The organism is Methylobacterium sp. D48H (genome assembly GCF_053345715.1).
Genome location: NZ_JBKFAP010000008.1, coordinates 120123 through 138030, shown reverse-complemented (window position 1 = coordinate 138030; position 17908 = coordinate 120123). Strand labels below are relative to the sequence as shown.

Sequence of the window (17908 nt, the reverse complement as noted above, 5' to 3'; positions counted from 1 at the left end):
TTCGTGGACCGCGTTGCTTACGACCTGCGAAGTCCGGCAGTATCGGACGAACCCGGTCGACCTCCGTCACGGCCGCCGCGCGGCAGCCGCGATCCGGGCGGACGCTCCCGCGCGCGCCGCCGCGGAGATCCTCGAGGTTCGTGCCGACCGCCTCGGAGATCTCCGCTCCGTCGCCGGATCGTTCGGGGTCGCGCGCGGCTCAGCGCGTGCGCTTGCCGCAATCCGGGCCATTCTGCTGGGAGCGCGGCCAGGCGCGCGTGCGGATGTACTGTTCGACCACGAGAGCCCCTCCTCCAAGAACAACCACAGCGAGAATGGCTTCGCGGAAAGTGCCAGGATCGATCATCGCCTCGGTTCCCTGAAGTGGATCGCCCCTGCCGGGGCCTGAGAGCTCTTCAACTCTGCTCTCTCTCGTCAATCGCTGATCGCTTCCCGGGTTGCGCTGCCCAGCTGACAATTGCCCTTCGACGACGTGAACATTCTGTAAGACCGAGGATCGAGAGAGCGGCGCGTCGGCGCCGAGCGCGCGGCCGGACAATGGGCCCGTCCACCGCGTGCGCTGGCCGACTGGCATCGTGTCGACGGCGCAAGGCCTTCGAGATTTCGCGCGACGCGCCCGTGTCGGATGCTAGGATCCGACGATGCAGCAGCAGATCTCGGTCATCACGCTCGGCGTCTCATCGCTCGGCCGGTCGCGCGCCTTCTACGGCGACGGCTTCGGCTGGGCTCCCGTGTTCGAGAACGACGAGATCGTCTTCTACCAGATGAACGGGTTCATGCTCGGAACCTGGCAGAACCCCAACCTCGACCAGGACATGCGGCGCGCGAGCGAACCGAGCCCGAGCGCGTTCTGCCTCGCCCACAACGTCCCGAACCGCGGCGACGTCGCGCCCACCATCGCGCGGCTCGTCGCGGCGGGCGGGACGCTCCTGCGCGCGGCCGACGAACCGCCCCACGGCGGATTCCGCGGATATCTGAGCGATCCGGACGGACATGCCTGGGAGATCGCCTGGAACCCGGCCTGGCGGATCGATGAAAGCGGTCGGGTGACGTTCGGACTCTGAGCGGGCGCGGAGGCCGCCCAGAGATCGGCCGTGCCGGGAAGGCCGCGCCTCAGAGGTGGGTGAGCCGCAGGCGCCACCCGGACGAATCCGCGACGATGGCCGGGTCGAGGGCCGGATCGGGCGGCCGCGCCGCGGCCGGCGCGGCCGTCGGAGGCTCCGCCACGGCGATGTCGGCGGACGGGGCGCGGCCGGAGACGCAGCCGCAGAGGGGCAGCGCCAGGGCGAGTGCCGCGACGGCGACAGACCGGATCGGTACGGCCCACCCGCGGATCGGCGATCCGGCCTCGACCGCGCGGGAGACCGCGGCGCTCCGTCCTCGGCGCGGAGCGCGTCCGGAAACGGGTCCCGGCGGACGGCCTGAAGCGGCGCCGCGGAGGGGCCGGGTGCCCGACGCGGCCATGGTCCGGCCCCGGCACTCGGCCTCAGGCGCCCGCCGGCCCGCGGCTCACGTGGCCGCCCAGGAGGAGCGCCTTGGCGGCCGCGTCGATCCGGCCGAGCCACTTCTCCGCGGTCTCCGCGCGCAGGTCGGCGACGCGGACCTGCTCCTCGGCGGCCCGGACCCAGGCTTCGGCCTCCGCGCGGATCGTCCGGACGCGCGCCTCGGCCTCCGCGCGGATGTCCTGCACCTGGGCGTCCGCCTCGGCCTGGACGCGCTGCAGCCGGATATCGGCGCGGGTCTCGACCTCGCGGACGCGCATCTCGGACAGTTGCAGGCGGTGCCGGGTCTCCGCCAGCGCGCGCTGCGCGGCGGCCAGGGCGGCCTCGTGCGACATGCTCTGCTCCTGCAGGCGCTGCTTCTGCGCTTCGGCGCGGCCGGCCATGCCGGTGATGATGTCGAGCGTGCTCATCCAGTCCGACACCGCCTCGGACTCGCAGGGGACCGGCGCGGGGCCCGCGTCGTTGACCGCGGGTTCCGGCAGGATCGGCGGGTGCGCGACGGGCTCGATGCGCGGCGCGGACAGCGCGGCCGGCCCCTCGACCGTGTCGAAGGACGGCTTGAGCTTCAGGATCTCGGCGGACGGTCCCTCGACGAAGCGATCCAGGCTGTCGGCGACCTGCGAGAGGATGTGGGACCACGTGGCTGTGGGGGCCGCGACCATGATGGCTCTACCCTGGCGGGATTTTGGCAATAGCTAATACAATCTCCGGTATGGTTAATGGATGGTTAATCGGCGGCGCGGCGGCGCGAATCCCGAACGGTTCGTGGCGGCCCGATCAGTCTCGGCAGGCGCGGACGGGTAGCCTCGACAATCTTCCACCGGATCGGTTCCAGTCTCCGAGGCGCTTCGCACGGTTTCGCCAGGTTATCGTCCGCCGACGACCGGACTCCCGGACCGGCCGCGATCGGGCCGGCGTCATCGCGCGGCCTGCGTCGCGGGCGCGGCCTGGATGATCGGCGCGGCCGCGGCCAGGATGGACGCGGCGTCGCGGTCGAGGGGCGGATAGATGCGCGTGCCGTTGATGATCCGCTTCGTCGCCTTCGCGGCGGCGCCCGACGCGACCAGCGTGCCACGATCCCAGCCGGCGGTGTAGACCGCCCCCCAGGCGCCCAGATCCAGCACGGTGACGTAGTCGGGCGCGGCGAAGCGCAGCCGCCGCTCCGGCCGGTCGGCGAGATCGCAGACCGCGTTGAAACCCGCGAACCGACCCATCGGCCGGGCGTGCTGGCACGACATCACCGTGCGATGTCCGGCATCGTCCGCCGCAGCCGAGGCGATGTCGCCGGCCGCGTAGACGCCAGCGAGCCCCTGGACGGCCAGGAAGGCGTCGACGGGCAGGCGCCCGAGCGGGTCGAGGGGGAGGCCGAGCGTGCCGCCCAGCGGGCTCGCCCGCATGCCGGTGGCGCAGACACTCGTCCACGCCGGCAGGCGCGTCCCGTCCGCCAGCATCACCCCGGCGCGATCGACGGCACCGACCCGCGCACCGCCGATGCAGGTCACGCCGGCATCGCGCAAGGCCTCGCGGATCCCCGGCATGGCCGCCGCGCCCATGGCGCTCCCGACCTCGCGCGCGTGGTCGATCAGGATGGTCCGCACCGGACCCGTGGCCCCGGCCCGGTCCCTGGCAGCGGCGAGCCGGGCGGGCAGCTCGCAGGCGAGTTCCAGTCCCACGAGGCCGCCGCCGATGACGACGGCGGTCCAGCGGCCGGCCTCATCCGGCCCGCCCGCGTCACCGAGACGATCGAGATGCGCCGCGAGGGCCTGGGCCCCCGCGAAGGTGTCGACATCGAAGGCGCCCGCGATTCCCGGGATCTCGGGGCGCCACAGCAGGCTTCCGGCGGCGAGGATGAGGCGGTCGTACGCCAGCGTCTCGACGACGCCCGACGACGCGGCGGACGACGCCGCGGGCTCGACCGTGACCGTGCGCGCCGCGGGGTCGATGTCGATCGCGCGCGCCTCGCGGCGTTCCACGCCGATCGGCCCGAGCACGTCGTCGAGAGGCACGCGCAGGGCGCCGAGATCGGTCTCGTAGCAGCGGACCCGGATGACGTGGAACGGGTCCGGCGCGATCACCGTGACCGCGACGCGGTCGCCGAGGCCGAACTCGGTCCGGGCGCGCGCCGCGGCGGCGGCGGCCCACAGACCGGCGAAGCCGCCGCCGATCACGACGATTCTCGAGACCATGGCAGAGTTCCCCCCGTGCCGGAGACATCGAACTCTGCACGTCGCTCGGCGATGCGGCAACGGTTACAGTCCTGACGCGGGCGAGGATCGCTTCCGACAGTCGAGCGCCGGCGGTTCAGCCGTCGTCACAGCCGCCACCCCGGCGCGCCTTCGGGCGCCGGAACGACCCGTCAGCCCGCAGCCGCGGTCTCACGTGAGTGCGGGCCGCGCGGCTCCAGCGTGGCCGCGGCGCGGCCGGGGAGGACAGACGCCGCTCCTCGCGCGCGCGGACGCGTAATTTCTTCTCGTCCTGGGTCGGCCGACCGAAAATTCTTGCTTCGACGCCGCGAAGTAGAGAAAGCCCTTTTGTTGACTCCGCGACCGGCCGACAGGATCTTGTATTCACAGTCACGCCGAGGGCCGCGCAGGTACGATGAAGACGCAGGGGCGGACCGGGCGTAATCCCGCAGCCGGGGGATGTGTCGGCGCGGATCGCGCGACCGGGGCGGTCCCGAGTCTCGGACGCGCCGGATGCGCCCGGCCGATCGTCACGCCGACGGCGCCGCGCCCCTGAACCCAGCCGCCCGGACAAGACCGCTCGGGACCGCGCCGCGGCGCGGATCCCCTGCCCCGCGCCGGCCCCGCACCCCGCCCTCCGTTTCGCCACGACATCAGGCCCAACCATGCGCTCCACCCGCCGATCCCTCCTGGCCGCCGGCCTCGCCCTGGCCTGCCTCGGCGCGCTCGCGCCGCGCGAGGCCCGCGCCGACGACCCGAAGGAGATCCGCCTGGACTGGGCGACCTACAACCCGGTCGGCCTGCTCCTGAAGGAGAAGGGCTTCCTGGAGGAGGCGCTGGCGCCGCGGGGCATCAAGGTCCGCTGGGTCCAGTCGCTCGGCTCCAACAAGGCCCTCGAGTTCCTGAACGCCGGCGCCATCGATTTCGGGTCGGCGGCCGGCGCGGCGGCCCTCGTGGCGCGCATCAACGGCAACCCGATCAAGGCGATCTACGCCTACTCGCGCCCCGAATGGACGGCGCTCGTGACCCGCAAGGACAGCGGCATCACCAAGCCCGCCGACCTGAAGGGCAAGCGCGTCGCCGTCACCCGGGGCACCGATCCGCACATCTTCCTGATCCGCGCGCTCCAGGGCGCCGGCCTCACCGAGCGCGACGCCAAGCTCGTGCTGCTGCAGCACGCGGACGGGCGGACCGCCCTCGACCGCGGCGACGTCGATGCCTGGGCCGGCCTCGACCCGATGATGGCGGCGTCCGAGATCGAGAACGGCGACGTGCTGGTCTACCGCGACGCCGCGGCGAACACCTGGGGCCTGCTCGACGTCCGGGAGGACTTCGCCACCGCCCATCCCGACCTCGTCCGGACGGTGGTCGCGGCCTACGAGCGGGCGCGCGCCTACGCGCTGGCCAACCCGCAGGCGCTCGCGGCGGCCCTCGTGGCGGCGACCAAGCTGCCCGAGCCGGTGATCGCCCGGCAGCTCGAGCGGACCGACCTCTCCCAGCCGGCGATCGGCCCGGCCCAGGCGCAGTCGATCAAGGCGGCCGGCACCGCCCTGCAGCAGGCCGGGATCATCCCGGCGGGCACCGACGTGTCCGCCGCCGTCGACGGGCTGCTCGACACGCGCTTCAATCCCGTCGCCGGACAGTGAGCGGCCGCGTGCCGCTGCTGCGGCGGGGCGGTCGCGCCGGCCTGGGTCTGCTGCTGCCGCTCGTCCTGGCGATCGGCTGGGAGATCGCGGTCGCGAGCGGCGCGGCGTCGGGGCGGCTGCTCCCGCCGCCGAGCCGGATCGCCGCGACCCTCTGGGCCCTGGCCGTCTCGGGCGATCTCTGGATGCATGTCGAGGCGACCCTCGTGCGGGTCGGCCTCGGCTTCCTCTGCGGCGCGGCGGCCGGGATCCTGGCCGGCGCCCTCGTCGCCACGGTCCCGCCGCTGCGCTGGCTCCTCGACCCGAGCCTGCAGGCGCTGCGGGCCGTCCCGTCGCTCGCCTGGGTGCCGCTCTTCATCCTGTGGTTCGGCATCCTGGAGACGCCGAAGGTCCTCTTGATCGCGGTCGGGGTGTTCTTCCCGGTCTATGTCGGCGTCTCGGGCGCGATCGCCTCGGTCGACCGCAAGCTGGTCGAGGTCGGCCGGATCTTCCGCCTGTCCCGCCTCGCCCTCGCCCGCCGGATCCTGCTGCCGGCCGTGCTGCCGGCGACCCTGGTGGGCCTGCGCACGGGGCTCGGCCTCGGCTTCCTGTTCGTCGTGGCGGCGGAGCTGATGGGCGCCTCGGAGGGGCTCGGCTACCTGCTGGTGGACGGCCAGCAGTTCAGCAAGCCCGATCAGATCGTGGCGGCGATCATCGCCTTCGCCCTCGTCGGCAAGGCGGCCGACATGGCCCTGGTCACGCTGACAGCCCCCCTGACCCGGTGGCAGGATACCGTGCGGGACAGCCTGTGACCGCGTCTCCGGTGCGGACGCGCGCCGCGGACCGGGAGGCCGCCCCGCGCCGCGATCCCCACGCCACGCCCGCCGAGAGACGCCCGTGCTGACCGTCGACGACCTCTCCAAGACCTACGCGGACGGCACGCAGGCGCTCGCGGGCATCGACCTGTCGGTCGAGCAGGGCGAGATCGTCGCGCTGATCGGCGGCTCGGGCTGCGGGAAGACGACCCTGCTCCGGCTGATCGCGGGGCTCGACCACGCGAGCGCGGGCGCCGTCGCGGTCGACGGCGAGACGATCCGCGCGCCCCATCCGAGCGTGGGCGTCGTCTTCCAGGAGCCACGCCTGCTGCCCTGGCTCGACGTGGCCGGCAATGTCGGCTTCGGCCTCGCCGACCTGTCCCGGTCCGAGCGCCGCGCCCGCGTCGCCCACGCCCTGGAGCGCGTCGGGCTCGCCGAGCACGGCGGTCGCTGGCCGCGGGAGCTGTCCGGCGGGCAGCAGCAGCGCGTGGCGATCGCCCGCGCTTTCGTGGCGCGGCCGCGGGTGCTGCTCCTCGACGAGCCGTTCTCGGCCCTCGACGCCTTCACCCGCAAGGGGTTGCACGACCAGCTCCTCGGTCTCTGGGCCGAGTCGAAGCCGACGATCCTGATCGTCACGCACGATGTCGGGGAGGCCGTCACCCTGGCCGACCGGGTGGTGGTGATGCGCCCGCGGCCCGGGCGCCTCGACGAGACCGTCCCGGTCGCGCTCGCCCGGCCGCGCGAACCGGTGGCGGCGACCTACGAGGAGGCCGTGCGCCGCGTGCTCGCCGCCCTCGACCACTCCCTGCGCCCGGCGACGAGCAGCCGGCCGCCCGCGCCCGAGACCCGCGCGAGCTGGTGGTAGGGCCGCCGGCGAACCGCGGTCTCAGGACCCGACCGCGGTCAGTTCCAGATCCGCGGGGTCCGCGCGCCGGAACCGGGCGTAGCGCAGCGCCATCACCGGCAGGACCAGCAGGTTCAGCACCGTCGAGGTGATCAGGCCGCCGAGGATCACGAGGGCCATCGGGCCCTCGATCTCGCGGCCGGGCTCCCCGGCCCCGAGGGCCAGCGGCAGCAGGCCGAGGCCCGTCACCAGGGACGTCATCAGGATCGGCACCATCCGGTCCGCGGCGCCCGCCGCCGCCGTGGCGGCGTCCCAGGCGCGCCCGTCCCGGGTGACCATCTGCTCGTAATGGGCGATCAACATCACGCTGTTGCGCAGCGAGATGCCCGACAGGGTCACGAAGCCGACGATCGAGCCCAGCGACAGCACACCGCCGGTGAGCGCCACGGCCGCGACGCCGCCCACGAAGGCGAAGGGCAGGTTGACGAGGACGAGGAGCAGGTTCGCCGCGGAGCCGGTGACGATCGCCAGGAGCACCACGATGCCGATCCCGGCCATCCCGGCATGGACCAGCAGGTCGCGGCGGGCGGCCGCCTGCGCCTCGGCGGCCCCCGAGAAGGTCACGTAGACCCCCTCCGGCAGCCGCACCTCGCGGGCGATCTTGCGCTTGGCCGCCGCCACGAAGCCCGCGACGTCGCGGTCGGCGACGTTGGCGGTCACCGCCTGCACCCGCTGCGCGCCGAGATGCTGGACCTGGTAGCGGCCGGCGCTCTCGTAGACGTCGGCGACCTGCGACAGCCGGACGTAGCGCCCGCCCGGCGTCCGCAGGGGCAGGTCGCCCACCGCGCTGAGGCGGTCCCGCACGCGGGCGTCGAGGATCACCAGCACGTTGAACACGGCGTTGCCGCGATAGGTCTGGCCGACCGTGTCGCCCTGGTAGGCGGTGCGCACGGCCTCCAGCACCTCCACGGGGTCGAGCCCCCAGTGCCGCAGATCCACCGGACGCAGCGCCACCGTGACCTGCGGCAGCCCGGCCGGCGAGGCCTGCTGGACGTCCCGGGCGCCCTTCACCTCCGAGAGTTCCTGCGCCACCGAGCGGGCGGCCGCCTCGATCCGGTCGAGGTCGCTGCCGACCACGTTGACCACGACCGGCGCGGTGAAGCCCGAGACCGTCTCCTCGATGCGCTCGGTGAGGAAGGTCTTGAGCGAGAAGGCGGCCCCCGGGAAGCCGGCGATCAGCTGCCGGATGGCGCCCTCGACCCGGCGCTGGGCGGCGCCGTCGAGCCCGGGCTCGAGGTCGATGTGGATCTCGCTGTAGTGCGGCCCGGCGGTGTCCTCGGCGGCCTCGGCCCGGCCGATCTGCGCCGCCACGGCGCGCACCCCGGGGATCCCCTTCAGGTCGCCGGTGATCAGCGTCCCGAGCCGCTCCGATTCCTGCAGCGCGGTGCCGGGGATGGCGACCATGTGCAGGATCATGTGCCCCTCCTTCAGGTCGGGGAGGAACACCGCGCCGAGGGTCGGCAGGACGGCGGCGCCCGCGAGGGTGACCAGCAGGGCGCCCGCCATGGCGACCCGCGGCACCCGCCCGATCCCGGCGAGCAGCCGCAGGTAGGCGGCGCGGCTCCAGCGCACCACGGGCGGATCGCGCGGCGCGGCGCCGGCGTCGCGCCCGATCCGGCCCCCGAGGAGCAGGAGCGCCAGGGCCGGCGTGACCGTGAGCGCCACGAGGAGCGAGGCGACGACGGCCGCGATGTAGGCGAGCGCCAGCGGCCCGAACAGGCGGCCGGCGACGCCGGTCAGCGCCAGGACCGGCAGGAACATCAGGATCACCGCGAGGGTCGCGTAGGCGACCGAGGTCCGCACCTCCAGCATCGCGGCGAGCACGACGCGCGGCAGGCCGCGGCGTCCGCCCCGCGACTCCCGCAGCCGGCGCGCGACGTTCTCGACGCCGATCACCGCGTCGTCGACGACCTCGCCGATGGCGAGGGCGAGGCCGCCGAGGGTCATCGTGTTGAGGCTCTCGCCCCAGGCCTGGAGGGCGAGGGCGGCGGCGATCAGCGACAGCGGGATCGCCGTGGCGCTGATCAGGGCCGCCCGCCAGTCCGCGAGGAAGACGAGGAGCACGACCACCACCAGCACACCGCCGAGCGCCAGCGCCTCGATCACGTTGCCGGTGGCCACGTCCACGAAGTTCGCCGGCCGGAACAGGTCGGCCCGCAGGCTCACGCCGTCGCGCTTCAGGACCGGGCGCAGCTCGTCGAGGGCCGCCTCCAGGCGGGCGGTCACGGCGCGGGTGTCGACGCCCACCTGCGCGCCGATCATCAGCAGCACGCCGGGCCTGCCGTCCACGAGGGCCGCGCTGATCGCCGGCTCGGGCGCGGCCGTGACGGTCGCCACGTCGGAGAGCACCACGCTCGCCCCGCCGTCGTTGTGGAGCACGATCTGCCCGAGCGCCTCCGGGGTGAGCGACTGCCCCTCGGTCCGGAGCAGGACGCGCTGGTTCGGCGTGTCGACGAAGCCCGCCCCGCGCACGCCGGTCCCCTTCCGGGCGGCCGTCAGGACGTCGTTGAGGCCGATCTGGAAGCGAATCAGGTCGTCGGGGCGGACCTGGATCTGCAGGGCGCGCACGCCGCCGCCGTAGATCGAGACCTGGGCGATGCCGGGCACCGCCTGGAGCCGCCGCCGCACGGTCCACTCCGCGACCTGGCGCAGGTCCATGGCGTCGCGGGTCTCGGAGGTGAGACCCACGAGGAGCACGGTCAGCGTCGAGGAGGTCAACGGGGTCATGGCGGGCGCCGCCACGCCGGCCGGCATGCGGCCGGCGAGCGCCGCCAGGCGCTCGTTGACCCGCTGGCGGATGCGGTCGACGTCGCTGCCGGACCGGAACGCGGCGGTGATCACCGACAGGCCCTGGATCGAGGTGGAGCGCAGGGTCTCCAGGCCCGGCAGGCCGCCGACCGACACCTCCACGGGCTGCGTGACCAGCACCTCGACCTGCTCCGAATCGAGGCCCGGCGCCTCGGTCTGGATGGTCACGGTCGGCGGCGCGAATTCCGGGAACACGTCGTAGCGCGCCCCCGAGAGGGCGTAGAGCCCGAAGACGAGGACGGCGCAGGCGAGGGCCAGGACCACCCTGGGCAGCCGGACGGCGAAGCCGACGAGGGCTGCCTGCGGACCGCCGCGACCGGCGGCAGCGGGCGGCTCAATCATCGTCGTCGCCCACGACGCGGATGCGGCTCTTCATCTCCTCGGACAGGAGCGCCTGCGCGCCCCGCAGCACGATCTCGCTGCCGTCCGGCAGATCCTCGACCACGAAGGCGTCGGCCGACATCGGCGCGTCCGGCCGGACCGGGTGGCGCACGAAGGCGCCGTCGCCGGTCCCGCGATACACCCAGGTGCCGCCCTCGCCGTGGACGACGGCGTCCTCCGGCACGAGGACGCCCTTCACCGCGCGCGGCGCCGGCAGGAACGCCATCGTGCTGGTCCCGGGCAGGAGACCGCTGTCGCCGGAGACGAGATAGAAGAAGCTCTGCCCCTGGATCCGCGGATCGGTCCGCGTCGCCGGCGAGACCAGCCGGAGAGCGACCCGCTCGCTCTGCGGCGGCACCTCGGCGAAAGCGGCCTTGGGCGCCTCCGGCAGGGTCTCCCCCGGCGGCAAGGTCACCTGCATGAGGAAATCGGCCCGCTCGATCAGGCGCGTCACCAGCGGCGACCGCTCGATGATCGCCTTTCCGAGCACCGGCCCCCATTCCTGGCGCGCCGTCGCCGCGAAGGTGCGCAACTGCGATTCCGCCACCGTGACCGACGCCTGATCGGTCAGGAGCGTGCCCTCGGCGGTCTCGATCTGCGCCACCGCCACCACGCCGGCGCCGAGGGTCCGCGCCCGGCGGGCGGCGCTGGCCGAGACCTCGACCCGGGCGCGGGCCGTCTGGAGCGCCGCCACGGCGCCGGCGTAGCTGTTGGTCAGCTCGGTGATGCGGGCGAGGTCGAGGACGCTGCCGTAGGCGGTCAATTCCTGGCGGTGCAGGACGGCGGGACGCGCCTCGGCGACGAGACCGATCCGGGCGCGCTCGGCCGGCGTCAGCCGGACCAGGGTCCGGCCGTCCTCGATGGCGGTGCGCGGCGCGGGAAGCTGCGCCGCCGCCGACAGGTTCTCTCGCCGCTCAGGAATCAGCGCCGCGACGCGCGCCCGTACCTCGGCGACGATCGGGCCGGCATCGGCCCGGAGGCGCTCGCCCGTCGGCGTGACCGCGAGACCGGCCGCCGCGAGCAGGACCCCTCCGATGAGCAGCAGCGCCCGGCGACCACGCACGTCGCTCTCCTCCCCTGGACCGATTGCCGAATCTACCCGGTTTCGGTGCCAAATACACCCGAACTCGGCCAGCTCAAACTGCCACGCTCGGTTCCGGTCGTGGGTCGGGCCTCGCGGGTGGTCGGGAACGCGAAAGCCCGCCTCGACGGTGCGAGGCGGGCTTCCGGTCTGCTGGGATTATGTCGGTCCGGATCAGCAATCGTTGCCGGAGACCGGGGCGGTCTGCCGATCGGCGGCGGCCTTGTTCATGGCGCCGACCGTGCCGGGCGACGCGGGCTGGTTGCCGCCGGCCAGGTTCGCGGCGGCCGGATCGGTCGAGTTCGACTTGGAGCCGGCATCCGTCTGGGCCTGACGGTCGGCGGTCTGGTTGGCGCCCACGTTGTTCATGGCACCGACCGTGCCGGGCGACGCGGGCTGGTTGCCGCCAGCGAGATTCTTGCTCGACTTGTCGACGTCGGAGCTCTTGGGATTCGATGCCTGCTGATCGGGGCTGTTCGACTTCGTGGTTCCGGTGTTGCACGGGGCCGCGAGGGCGGGCCCGGCAGCGAGGGCCAGAAGCGCAACCGCGCCGGCCAGGTGAGAGACCTTCATCAAACGCTCCTCCAGGATTTATCGATCTCCCAAGTGCCTAATCGTCCCGTGAGTTCCGTCGCGACTGCCCAGATCTTCGATGGAGAGCGGGCCGCACACCGGATTTCGGTGCCTTCGACGTGGATCAATGTATGAATTCAGACATTGGCACCGAAGATACCGGGCCGCTCACGTCGCGGCGGCCGATCTTCGGTGCGGCATCTTATCCCACGGGGCCCGGTCGAGCTGTTTCATCCGGCCCGGCGGGACCGCGCATCGATCCGGTCGTCCCCGAGCGCCGCGCCGCCGCTACCTCGTTTGGTCGAGTTCTTGAGCCGGGATGCCCGGGATAGCGTCGACTCGCGAGGGGGCGTGTCCGCGGCAGCCTCGAGCGGTGTCAGGCCGCGGGGCGGATGGGACACCGCCTCACCCGGGGCGTCTGAGATCGAGCGATGGCGTTTCCACGACACTTGACGGGCCTCGGACACGGTCCTGCCGGCGATCTCGCTTGGTCGCCGGGCGGGCCGTACGGAACGGATCACCGCTGGGCCCATTCGGGCGCACCGGGCGATGGCGCGGCCGAGGCCATGCCGCGGCTCGGCGTGGCCGCCGCCGCGTGGATCGTGCTGTTCCTCTTCGCCCCGGTGGTCGGCGAGCAGATCAAGCTGCCGGGCGTCGACAAGGCGATCTGGATCGGCAGCGACCTGATCGCCTTCGCGTTCCTGGTCATGCGCCGCGACCTCGCCGCCACCCTGTTCGGCAGCCGTCTGCTGCTGCTCAGCTGGCCGCTCCTGGCGATCGCGTCCGCCCTGTGGTCCCTCACGCCCGGCCTCTCGGCCTATCACGGGCTCCAGCTGCTCGCGACGATCGTGGCCGGCATCACCCTGCGGACGACGATGGGCCTGTCCCGCCTGGTCAGGATCGTCTTCCTGGGCCTCCTGGCGGGACAGCTCCTGTCGGCCTTTCTCACGGTGGCGGCGCCCGCCCTGACGCGCGGGACGGACGGCAACTGGGCCGGGATCTACTCGCACAAGAACGTCCTCGGATCCCTGTCGAGCCTCCAGATCCTCTGCGCGGCCTGCCTGTTCCTGCAGGGCTGGAACCGTCTCCTGACCGCGTTCGGATTCTGCCTGGCCCTGGCGCTCCTCGTGTCGACGCACTCGGCCACCGCCCTGGTGGCGGCCGCCGCGGGGCTGTTGCCGCTCGCCGCGATCTTCGCGTGGCGCCAGGGCAAGCACGTGACGGGCTTCTGCCTCGGCATCGCCATCGCCCTGGCGGGCGTCGGCATCCTCGTCGTCGCCGCGCGGGGCGCCGACATCTCGGCGAGCGTGCTGTCGGATCTCGGCAAGGACACCACGCTGACCGGCCGCACCATCCTCTGGCAGTTCGGCCTCGACCAGTTCTGGCGGGAGCCGCTCATCGGCATCGGCTACAAGGCCTACTGGGAGAGCCCGCTCACCACGGCCGCCTACCTGCACTTCGTCACGAAGCAGAAGCTGTGGTTCTTCCACAACAACTTCATCGACACGGCCGTGGCGTTCGGGATCGTCGGCCTGGTCCTCTTCACGGCTGCGCTGCTCGACACCGCGCGCCGGGTGATCGCCCATTTCGCGCGCTCCTCCGGCTACGTCGAGGCGTGGCCGATCCTGTTCATGAGCCAGCTCTTCGTCCTGGTCTGTTTCGAGTGCCCGCTCTTCGTCAATCACGGTCTCCACCAGCTCCTGCTGGCGGCGATCCTGCCGGTGGTGCGGTCGCCGACCGTCGACGGGAGCGACCCGGCCGCCCGCGATTGAGCTCGCAGGCCCGAGCGCCGTCCGGACCCCGGCGCAGATCCGGACGGCCGGAGCCGTGGACGCGGTCGGGAAGGATCACGGCCGCCGAACGCGGCCGGCCCGACGGGCCCCATCAGAGGTGACTACGATGTACTGCTTCGGCATCTCCCTGCCCCGGTTCCGCGAACGGCACGCCTACCTATCCCGGCACCTCGCCGAGGTGTGGGGGCCGCGCTGCGAGATCACCGGCTATGAAGGCCCGGTCCCGGATCCGAACGCCCCGTTCCAACCCGACCTGACGGCCGGTCAGATCGGGTGCGCGCTGTCCCACATGAGCGCTTACGAGCGGATGATCGCGCTCGACCTGCCCCACGCGCTCATCGTCGAGGATGACGTCGTTCTGCCGCCGCAGATCCATCAGATCGTGGCCGGCATCGAGGCCGCCTTGCGGCCCGGCGACGTCGTCCTGCTCTTCAATTGGGCCGAGACGGTCGGGCCGTTCAGCTCGGTCGACACCGTCACCATCGGCGAATACCGGTTGTGCCTGCCCATGGACATGAGCAGCCTCGGCACGGCCGCAGCCTACGTGATCACCCGGTCGGCGGCCGAGGGGATCCTGCGGGCCAACCGCCCGGTCGCGGTGACGTCGGACAACTGGGCCTACTTCTTCGAGCGCGGCGCCCTGACATGCGGTCGCGCGCTCGTCCCGAACGCCGTCTCGCGGAAACCTTTCGAGTCGACCATCTTCACGTCCCGCTCCAGGATCGCGGCCTTCCTGAAAAGCAACCCGATCCTCAAGCCCCTCTTCGCCGCGCGCCGCCGGGTCCTGGCGGAGCGGGTCGCCGCCAAGCTGACGTTCGTCGACGAGACCTCACCGCTGGCGGGACAGGCGCCGCGCTGACGCCCGTCCCACCGCGCGCAGCGGCGGGTAGAGCCCGGGGGCCGGGACGGTCGGGGTAACCGAAAGGCGTAGGGGCGATCGCCCTCTTTGCAGCCTCTCACACCCCCGTGAAGTGCCAAGCTCTCCGGCGAGGCAGGAACCCGGGGCGGCAGGACAGGTCCGCGGCGGGTCCTCCTCGAGACGCCCGCATGACGGCGGACCCCGTTCGGCCGCTGGCCGCCCCGTCGTCGCGGGCCCTTGAGGATGAGAGGTCGTCGCTGCGCGCAGCGGCGGTCGCACCAGCGCGGCGGAAGACAGACGATGAGCAGCACGCTCCCGATCACCGGCCCGGACAAGGCCCTCGACACCGCCCTGCGACGCCTCGTCCGACCGGTGGCGGAGCGGGCGCGCTACTACCTGATCCTGCTCGCGCAGATCGGCGCCCTGCTGGTCCTGCTGAAGATCTCGCACGGCGTCACGGCGATCAACAACTACTACGGCGTGGTGCTGCCCGTGGCGCTGGCCCTCGCGATGACGCGGGTGCGCTTCGCCGCCGCCGATCTCGCGTCGGTCCGGCTGCTGCAGATGATCGGCGTGATCGCGGGCGGCTACGCGCTGATCCACTACCCGCTCTTCCCCGTCATTCTGCCCGGGGCGAAGGCGACCGTCGCCGTCACGGCCATCGCGGTGCTGTGGGTCGCGGCCGTGGCCGGCGGCGTGCTCTGCCTGCGCTGGCCCTCGCTCGCCCTGATCAGCGCCACCTACCTCGTCTGGAGCAAGCAGGCGGTCATCCGGGTGACCGGCCTCTGGCACGGGCACATCATCGACGTGGTGCCGCTCGCGGAGGTGAGCTTCTGCCTCGTCGCGGGCCTGCTGGTCGCCCACGGGACGGCGCGTCTGCGCGACTGGCGCGGGCTCGGCGCCGCGGCACGGTCGGACGTCGCGTCGGCCAGCGCGATGTTCTCGAAAGTGCTGATAGCGGCGGCGATCAGCATCCACCTCGGCAACTACTATTCGTCATTCCTGGCCAAGGTAACGCTCGACGACGGGCCGTTCTCCTGGCTGCTGAACAACGATCCCGGCAAGATCTTCATCGTCGGCCTCGACAACAACCACGTCCCCTACGCCGGCTGGCCCGTGCTGGTGGAGGCGATGCGCACGATCCTGAGCCATTCGAGCGCGCTGACCAACACCCTCATCCTGGTCGGCCAGGGCATCGCCCTGGTGGGGATCCTCATGCCGCGCCGCTGGCTGCTGCTGCTGCTCCTCGGCTTCGACGTGATGCACCTGTCGATCATCGTGCTCATGGGCGCCAACTTCGCCCCCTGGATCATGCTGAACCTCGCCATCGCGGCCGTCGTCGTGAGCCGGCACTACGAGCGGCCCCCGGTCTCGGTCGGGATCCTGTCGGTGCTGTTCATCCTGACCGGCAACACGTTCATGACCCAGGCCTGGCTCGGCTGGTACGACACCCTGGCCAACAACAAGATGTACTTCGAGGCGGTCGACCGGACCGGCCGGCGGCACTACGTGCCGACCAACTTCTTCACCTTCTATTCCTACCCGTTCGCCCACATGGCCTACGGCGCGCCCGACGCGGCGAACGCCTTCGCCCTCGACAACCCGAACGGCGGCACGCAGGTCTTCCGCAAGGTCACGGCCTCGACGACCTGCGACGTTCCCGTCCTGACCGCACCGGACGGCCTGGGTCAGGAATACTCGAAGTCGGAGATCGACGGGCCGGCGCTGGACGCCTACGTCCGGGGCTACCACCGCCTCGTCAGCGCGATCCGCGACAGGACGGGCCTGTTCCCCTACGCGGTCTATCCGCACCACTTCTTCGTCCCGCTCCAGTACGCCGCCGGCTTCGACACCCTCGCCATGGCCGACATCGTCGCCTACGTGTACCGGCGCGAATCCGTCTGCTTCAGCCTGCAGGACGGCGTCCCCGTCCGCCGCGTGGTGTCCGAAGCCGAGCACAGGATCGACCTGACCCCATGACCGCCCCCTCGACCGAGGCCGCCCTGACGGTGGTCTACGACGGCGAATGCCCGTTCTGCTCCAACTACGTGCACCTCATGGCCCTGCGCCGGTCGGTCGGCACCGTCGCCCTGGTGGACGCCCGGAGCGGGGGTCCCCTGGTCGACGAGATCGCGCGGCGCGGGTACGACCTCGACGAGGGCATGGTCGTCCGGCACGGCCCGGACCTCTATTACGGCGCGGACGCCCTCGTCCTGCTGTCGCGCCTCAGCGACGACCGGGGCGCGGCGAGCCGGCTCCTGGCGCGGCTGCTGCGCAGCCCCGGACGCGCGCGGCTTCTTTACCCGGCGATGAAGCTCGGGCGGCGCGTCACGCTCCGGATGCTCGGCCGGACGCGCCTCGCGCGGCCCGGCGGCGCGCCGGCCCGCTGAGCGGGCCGCGCTCCCGCGCCTCCCGCCGGCCCGGAGCGCCCTAGGCCCGGGCGGGCACGCGCGTCAGCAGCGTCCGCGCGCTGTGCCAGGCGAAGGCCAGGACGCCGCTCAGATTGGCGGTCACGATGGCGCGCCACGTCAGGCCGAGCTGCGCGTCGAAGCGCGGGCCCCCGACCAGTTCGCGGGCGGCGTTGCGGGCGGACCAGTACAGGTGCTTGATCAGCCACGGGCTGCGGCCGATGTGCTTGGCGTAGAGCGCGCCGTTGCCGAACTGGTAGTTCCAGTGCAGCCGGTCGATCGTGCGCGGGTCCCGGCGCCCGTGGAAGTGCTTGACGCTCATGTCGGGCACGTACTCGACCGCCACGCCGGCCGCCCAGCCGCGGTAGATGAAGTCCGTGTCCTCCGCCGCGCGGAACGTCGCCCCGGGGCCGAACGCCGCGTCGAACCCGCCGATCCGCTCGATGACGGCCCGGCTGCAGGTCATGTTGCAGCCGTGGACGAAGCCGCCGGGATGGGCCGGATACGTCAGCCGGCTCGCCAGGGCCTCGGTCTTCGTGGTGAAATCGATGTCCTGGGTCGATCCCAGTTCGACACGGCCACCGCGGATGACGCTTTCCGTGTCGCCGGCATAGTGCGCGATCAGATCTCGCAGATACTGGTCCGACACGACGCAATCGTCGTCGATGAACGCGATGATGTCTCCGGACGCGCGCGCGATCGCGGCGTTCCGAGACCCGGCGACACCTGGGCGCGCCTGCGCGAGGAGCAGAACGTCGTGTCGATCGATCGAGACGGACGCGGACCAGCGCTTCAACGCCGCGTCCGTGCCGTCCTCGGACCCGTTATCGACGACGATGATCTCGGCCTCAGCTTCGGGCGCGGCCTCGATCGCGCGGACCACCGAGTCGAGCGTCTGCAGAAGGGACGCTACACGGTTGCGAGTACATACGATGAAGCTGATTTTCATTTGGCATTATTCCATAAATACTGCCAGAAT

At 72.4% G+C, this 17908-nt stretch carries 15 protein-coding genes; 9 read left to right on the top strand and 6 right to left on the bottom strand.

Annotated features, from left to right (window positions below; translation table 11 throughout):
* Positions 1-13 precede the first annotated feature (13 nt).
* Positions 14-388: a hypothetical protein gene (locus ACLBX8_RS16025; protein ID WP_447715491.1), complete on the top strand. Its 375-nt coding sequence runs from the start codon at positions 14-16 to the stop codon at positions 386-388.
* A 253-nt stretch (positions 389-641) separates the two neighbouring features.
* Positions 642-1064 carry a VOC family protein gene (locus ACLBX8_RS16020; RefSeq protein ID WP_132368376.1) on the top strand — a complete coding sequence of 141 codons (423 nt, stop codon included), beginning with the start codon at positions 642-644 and terminating at the stop codon, positions 1062-1064.
* 422 nt (positions 1065-1486) lie between these two features.
* Here ACLBX8_RS16020 and ACLBX8_RS16015 read toward each other — a convergent pair whose 3' ends face one another.
* Together ACLBX8_RS16015 and ACLBX8_RS16010 are read right to left on the bottom strand one after the other, a co-directional pair.
* Positions 1487-2164: a cell division protein DivIVA gene (locus tag ACLBX8_RS16015; RefSeq protein ID WP_447715490.1), complete on the bottom strand. Its 678-nt coding sequence runs from the start codon at positions 2162-2164 to the stop codon at positions 1487-1489.
* A 255-nt stretch (positions 2165-2419) separates the two neighbouring features.
* Complete coding sequence (locus ACLBX8_RS16010; RefSeq protein WP_447715489.1) at positions 2420-3688, bottom strand: NAD(P)/FAD-dependent oxidoreductase; 1269 nt, start codon at positions 3686-3688, stop codon at positions 2420-2422.
* 662 nt (positions 3689-4350) lie between these two features.
* Here ACLBX8_RS16010 and ACLBX8_RS16005 point away from each other — a divergent pair.
* The 3 genes from ACLBX8_RS16005 (at position 4351) to ACLBX8_RS15995 (ending at position 6987) form a co-directional block, all read left to right on the top strand.
* Complete coding sequence (locus ACLBX8_RS16005; RefSeq protein ID WP_447681518.1) at positions 4351-5331, top strand: aliphatic sulfonate ABC transporter substrate-binding protein; 981 nt, start codon at positions 4351-4353, stop codon at positions 5329-5331.
* An 8-nt stretch (positions 5332-5339) separates the two neighbouring features.
* Positions 5340-6119, top strand: coding sequence for an ABC transporter permease (locus ACLBX8_RS16000; RefSeq protein WP_244435397.1), 780 nt, complete (start codon positions 5340-5342; stop codon positions 6117-6119).
* Between the two features lie 85 nt (positions 6120-6204).
* The gene (locus tag ACLBX8_RS15995; protein ID WP_020093080.1) at positions 6205-6987 is read left to right on the top strand and encodes an ABC transporter ATP-binding protein; all 783 of its coding nucleotides are present in this window, start codon (positions 6205-6207) and stop codon (positions 6985-6987) included.
* Positions 6988-7008: 21 nt separating this feature from the next.
* Here the strand turns inward: ACLBX8_RS15995 and ACLBX8_RS15990 are convergent, their stop codons facing one another.
* The 3 genes from ACLBX8_RS15990 to ACLBX8_RS15980 form a co-directional block, all read right to left on the bottom strand.
* The gene (locus ACLBX8_RS15990) at positions 7009-10176 is read right to left on the bottom strand and encodes an efflux RND transporter permease subunit (protein WP_447715488.1); all 3168 of its coding nucleotides are present in this window, start codon (positions 10174-10176) and stop codon (positions 7009-7011) included.
* Complete coding sequence (locus tag ACLBX8_RS15985; protein WP_447699000.1) at positions 10169-11278, bottom strand: efflux RND transporter periplasmic adaptor subunit; 1110 nt, start codon at positions 11276-11278, stop codon at positions 10169-10171. Before ACLBX8_RS15985 ends, ACLBX8_RS15990 begins: the two co-directional genes overlap by 8 nt.
* A gap of 192 nt (positions 11279-11470) precedes the next feature.
* A complete protein-coding gene (locus tag ACLBX8_RS15980; protein WP_020093077.1) occupies positions 11471-11869 on the bottom strand; it encodes a hypothetical protein in 399 nt (132 codons plus the stop codon).
* A 566-nt stretch (positions 11870-12435) separates the two neighbouring features.
* Here ACLBX8_RS15980 and ACLBX8_RS15975 point away from each other — a divergent pair.
* The 4 genes from ACLBX8_RS15975 to ACLBX8_RS15960 all read left to right on the top strand — a co-directional run bounded on the left by ACLBX8_RS15975 (position 12436) and on the right by ACLBX8_RS15960 (position 16911).
* Positions 12436-13641 (top strand): O-antigen ligase family protein, encoded by a 1206-nt coding sequence (locus ACLBX8_RS15975; RefSeq protein WP_020093076.1) that lies wholly within the window; start codon positions 12436-12438, stop codon positions 13639-13641.
* A gap of 127 nt (positions 13642-13768) precedes the next feature.
* Positions 13769-14521, top strand: a complete 753-nt coding sequence (locus tag ACLBX8_RS15970) for a glycosyltransferase family 25 protein (RefSeq protein WP_447699001.1) — start codon at positions 13769-13771, stop codon at positions 14519-14521.
* 300 nt (positions 14522-14821) lie between these two features.
* The gene (locus ACLBX8_RS15965; protein WP_447715487.1) at positions 14822-16501 is read left to right on the top strand and encodes a hypothetical protein; all 1680 of its coding nucleotides are present in this window, start codon (positions 14822-14824) and stop codon (positions 16499-16501) included.
* Entirely contained in the window at positions 16498-16911 is a 414-nt protein-coding gene (locus ACLBX8_RS15960) for a DCC1-like thiol-disulfide oxidoreductase family protein (RefSeq protein WP_020093073.1), read from the top strand. Before ACLBX8_RS15965 ends, ACLBX8_RS15960 begins: the two co-directional genes overlap by 4 nt.
* A 40-nt stretch (positions 16912-16951) precedes the next feature.
* Here the strand turns inward: ACLBX8_RS15960 and ACLBX8_RS15955 are convergent, their stop codons facing one another.
* A complete protein-coding gene (locus tag ACLBX8_RS15955) occupies positions 16952-17878 on the bottom strand; it encodes a glycosyltransferase family 2 protein (protein WP_447715486.1) in 927 nt (308 codons plus the stop codon).
* Positions 17879-17908 lie beyond the last annotated feature (30 nt).